This is a genomic window from Blattabacterium sp. (Cryptocercus punctulatus) str. Cpu (assembly GCF_000236405.1).
GTDB classification, from domain to species: Bacteria; Bacteroidota; Bacteroidia; order Flavobacteriales; family Blattabacteriaceae; genus Blattabacterium; species Blattabacterium punctulatus.
Genome location: NC_016598.1, coordinates 1 through 3,816, shown reverse-complemented (window position 1 = coordinate 3,816; position 3,816 = coordinate 1). Strand labels below are relative to the sequence as shown.

General features: G+C 30.5%; 6 protein-coding genes. 5 read left to right on the top strand and 1 reads right to left on the bottom strand.

The genetic code is table 11. The features are described 5' to 3' along the window. Positions 1–866 precede the first annotated feature (866 nt). The 4 genes from BLBCPU_RS02930 to BLBCPU_RS02950 are packed head-to-tail and all read left to right on the top strand — an operon-like array spanning position 867 to position 2,886. On the top strand, positions 867–1,940 hold the full coding sequence (locus tag BLBCPU_RS02930; RefSeq protein WP_014200388.1) for a ribonucleotide-diphosphate reductase subunit beta: 1,074 nt from the start codon (positions 867–869) through the stop codon (positions 1,938–1,940). A gap of 32 nt (positions 1,941–1,972) precedes the next feature. Then, positions 1,973–2,353, top strand: coding sequence for a VRR-NUC domain-containing protein (locus BLBCPU_RS02925; protein WP_041178650.1), 381 nt, complete (start codon positions 1,973–1,975; stop codon positions 2,351–2,353). 6 nt (positions 2,354–2,359) lie between these two features. Beyond that, positions 2,360–2,551: a hypothetical protein gene (locus BLBCPU_RS02955; RefSeq protein ID WP_050798162.1), complete on the top strand. Its 192-nt coding sequence runs from the start codon at positions 2,360–2,362 to the stop codon at positions 2,549–2,551. 5 nt (positions 2,552–2,556) lie between these two features. Further along, complete coding sequence (locus BLBCPU_RS02950) at positions 2,557–2,886, top strand: nucleotide modification associated domain-containing protein (RefSeq protein WP_050798161.1); 330 nt, start codon at positions 2,557–2,559, stop codon at positions 2,884–2,886. On the opposite strand, the gene dut is transcribed toward BLBCPU_RS02950, so the two are convergent. Next, the gene (dut, locus tag BLBCPU_RS02915) at positions 2,841–3,233 is read right to left on the bottom strand and encodes a dUTP diphosphatase (protein WP_014200386.1); all 393 of its coding nucleotides are present in this window, start codon (positions 3,231–3,233) and stop codon (positions 2,841–2,843) included. The two genes, BLBCPU_RS02950 and dut, sit on opposite strands and share 46 nt — an antisense overlap. Before the next feature lie 82 nt (positions 3,234–3,315). Between dut and BLBCPU_RS02910 the strand changes: the two genes are divergently transcribed. Next, positions 3,316–3,630 carry a hypothetical protein gene (locus BLBCPU_RS02910; RefSeq protein ID WP_148256109.1) on the top strand — a complete coding sequence of 105 codons (315 nt, stop codon included), beginning with the start codon at positions 3,316–3,318 and terminating at the stop codon, positions 3,628–3,630. Positions 3,631–3,816: the final 186 nt, after the last annotated feature.

Genomic DNA, 3,816 nt, shown 5'->3' with positions numbered 1-3,816 from the left:
AATATCTTTTTTGGGGGGTTTATGAAAATGGGTAGGGTACCCTACCCCATAGGAATCCATAACCTAAAATGGGACATCCTAGCCTTAAATTCCCCTATCCGGAATGTTTCCATCCATTTTATATCCCACACTACGGGGCGAGTGTTTCATTTCCTCGACCTATAGTCCCTAGTCTATAAGACTAGGGACTATAGGTCGAGGACTAGGGCTTCCCCATCTTTGATCGGATCGCCCACGCGCACGCTTACGCACGCGCGCGCATATCCGAGTGTCCGACTAGTTAGTCCTGGAATCATTTTTTTACATGTAAAAAAAATGAATTTTAATCCGAATTTTGTTTGTAATTTTTTTTAAAAAAAAAGGCATATATATATAAATAATATTTATATAAATAATATAATATAATATTAACCATAGTAAATATCACGTATTAATATACGTTATCGCCCACGCGCACGCTTACGCACGCGCGCGCATATCCGAGTGTCCGACTAGTTAGTCCTGGAATCATTTTTTTACATGTAAAAAAAATGAATTTTAATCCGAATTTTGTTTGTAATTTTTTTTAAAAAAAAAGGCATATATATATAAATAATATTTATATAAATAATATAATATAATATTAACCATAGTAAATATCACGTATTAATATACGTTATCGCCCACGCGCACGCTTACGCACGCGCGCGATAGGGTGGGGTTATAGTGCCAATTTCCGAACAAGGACCACTTTTCCAAAAAAAAGGATATTATTTTTACTTGTTTTATATATTTAGTTGGCGCGTATTGATGCCATTTTTTTTCTCTTAAAGTTTTAAATATTTTTTATTACATTTAGAGATTAGGGAGCTAAAGAAAGAATAAAAATGGGTATAACGAAAGATCGTTTAAATTTTAAGCCTTTCGAATATCAGTGGGCTTATGAGTATTGGTTTAAGCAACAAAATGCGCATTGGTTGCATACGGAGATCAACATGCAGTCGGATATTCATGATTGGAATGAAAATTTATCGGATCTAGAAAAGAATGTTATTGGAGATATATTAAAGGGTTTTACTCAAACGGAAACAGAAGTGGGAAATTATTGGTCCGAAATGATTCCCAAGTGGTTTCCCATTCCAGAGATCAAAATGATGGGTCAAGCTTTTGGTTCTTTTGAGACGATTCATGCTGTGGCTTATTCTTATTTGAATGATATTTTAGGGTTAGATAATTTTCATGCTTTTTTAGAAGATGAAGCAACCATGAAAAAGTTGAAAGTATTGATGGATATTAGAAAAAGTGATCATGGTAAGTATAATAGAAAGGAGATTGCAAAGAGTATTGCTTTGTTTTCTGCTGCAGCAGAAGGAATTCAATTGTTTTCTTCTTTTGCGGTATTATTGTCTTTTAGAAAATCTAATCGTTTGAAGGGTATAGGGCAACAAATTATTTTTTCTGTTAGGGATGAGTCTCTTCATTCGGAAGCTGGGTGTAAGATTTTTCGTACATTTTGTGAAGAAAATGATGGATTAAAAAATTCGGTGGCCGATTCTATTTATTATGGAATGGATTTAGCATTAAAAAATGAATTTATTTTTATTGATCAAATTTTTGATAATGGTGATATTCCAACTATTAAGAGAGAAGAATTGAAAAATTTTATGAAAGATAGAGCCAATATTAAATTAAAAGAATTAGGACTATCGGATGCCTATTGTATAGATAAAAATATGTTAGATAACATGAGTTGGTTTTATATAACGATATCTGGAGAACAGCAAACTGATTTTTTTGATAATCGTGAAACAGGATATAGTAAGCCTAATGAAGATTGGAATGAAGATCTTTTTGTTTTGGATGATCAAAAAACTTCTACAGAAAAAAAAATATTAGAAATTCTTTTAAAGAATAAGAAAGAAAATTTAGGAAATTCGGGATGTGTATCCTGTGAGTCTTAGATGATTGGTTATGGATAATTTTGATATATAAATTGAAAAGAAAAATTACACCTTGGTACAATACTTTAGGAAAAGAACAACTATTGCATAGTTCTGTTTGTGATTATTTAGATTATGAATATCCGCATATTTTTTATTTTCATCCTCATAATGAAGCAAGAAGAACTCCTTATGAGAGGTTTCTTATAAAAGTGATGAGATTAAGACCAGGTCTTCCGGATATATTGGTTCCTATTCCAAAAAAAGGTAGGACTGGGATGGCTTTGGAATTCAAAATAAAACCAAATAAATTAACAGAAAATCAGATTCATATAATAGATATATTCAATTCGTACAATTGGAAGGTGAATGTTTGTTATGATTTTGACGAAGCAAAGATTTATATAGATCAGTATTTAAAAAAAACAGATTAGTATAAAATGAGAAACAATAAAACTTCCATGCAATATGATGTCATATCTAATGAATGTAGAACTCATTTTTTGAAAAAAAAGTTCTTGATTCCTAAAAAGTTCTGTAATTATATTTTGATTAAAATAGATCAGAATAATTGGATTGAAATTGTTAATTATTCTGTTTTAGCAGGAATAATGATTCAACAAAAAAAATAGACTCTATGCTTTCTTTTTCTGCTACAATAATAATAGATGTATATGATCAATATATAAAAAAGGCTAAATCTCTTATGGAAAAAAAAAATTCGGATTATGAAGAAGCTTGGAAATATCTGAGCATTTCTTCTATCAAAGATTTAATTATGCAAAAAATTTTTAGGATTCAAGGAATGGAAAAACGTTTCTATGAAGTAGAAAATTATGCTTATAAAGTTCAAGATAATTATATAGATATATTGAATTATGCTTATTTTTGCTTTGATAAAAATGAAAAATCCATAAAAATTTATTTCTTTTTTATTTCATTCCATTTTACTTTTTCGTATTTGTAAACTATTATTTGCGCTATTCTATCGCCGTCTTTTACAGTAAAAGTATGACTAGATAAGTTTATGAGTAATATTTTTATTTCTCCTCTATAATCTGAATCTATAGTCCCTGGATTGTTTAGAACAGTTATCCCATGACGTAAGGCTAATCCGCTTCTAGGTCGTATTTGAGCTTCATATCCTGTAGGTATTTCTATGAAAATACCTGTTTTTATGATTTTTCTTTCCATAGATGGAATAATAATCTCTTTTTCCAGATAGGCTTGTAAGTCTATACCGGCTGCTCCTTCTGTAGCATAATATGGAAAAATATGATGGGATAAATTACGTATTTTGATTAGGACACTCATCTTTATCGTATTTAATTATAATCTTTTATGTATGAATAATATTTCAAAAAAAAACTTATATTCCAAAAAAAATTGATCTGAAATGAAAAAACTATTTTTTTTTATCTTATCCATGATGTTTTTTACATCATGTCATGATGATAATTTAACTGGAGGCCATCCCCCAGAAGAAGACCCAGAAAAAACTAATACTCCTGGAATGGCCATTGACCCTCCTGCAGATCCTACTAATTCATCCCCTCTTTCGTATTTGGAAAATGAAGAAAAGGAAAAATCTCGTCTACAGATTGAAGAATTAATGAATCAAGATTCTCAATTAAAAAAAATTATTGAAGAATTGGCACAAGCCGAAAAAGCAAAAGCAAAAGCAAAAGCAAAAGCAAAAGCAAAAGCATAAAGATAAAATTTTAGAATATAGTGGTCCTTTTTACGACCACTATTATTATCTTATCGATGACCATCCATTTTATATCCCACACTACGGGGCGAGTGTTTCATTTCCTCGACCTATAGTCCCTAGTCTATAAGACTAGAAAAGGGCCTCAGGACTTCAATTTAAAAAATACCCATTATAGTTCAAAAT

Excerpts from the sequence above, each read along its gene's own strand:
- BLBCPU_RS02930 (WP_014200388.1), top strand. The coding sequence starts at position 867 with ATGGGTATAACGAAAGATCGTTTAAATTTTAAGCCTTTCGAATATCAG.
- BLBCPU_RS02955 (WP_050798162.1), top strand. The coding sequence starts at position 2,360 with ATGAGAAACAATAAAACTTCCATGCAATATGATGTCATATCTAATGAA.
- BLBCPU_RS02950 (WP_050798161.1), top strand. The coding sequence starts at position 2,557 with ATGCTTTCTTTTTCTGCTACAATAATAATAGATGTATATGATCAATAT.
- dut (WP_014200386.1), bottom strand. The coding sequence starts at position 3,233 with ATGAGTGTCCTAATCAAAATACGTAATTTATCCCATCATATTTTTCCA.
- BLBCPU_RS02910 (WP_148256109.1), top strand. The coding sequence starts at position 3,316 with ATGAAAAAACTATTTTTTTTTATCTTATCCATGATGTTTTTTACATCA.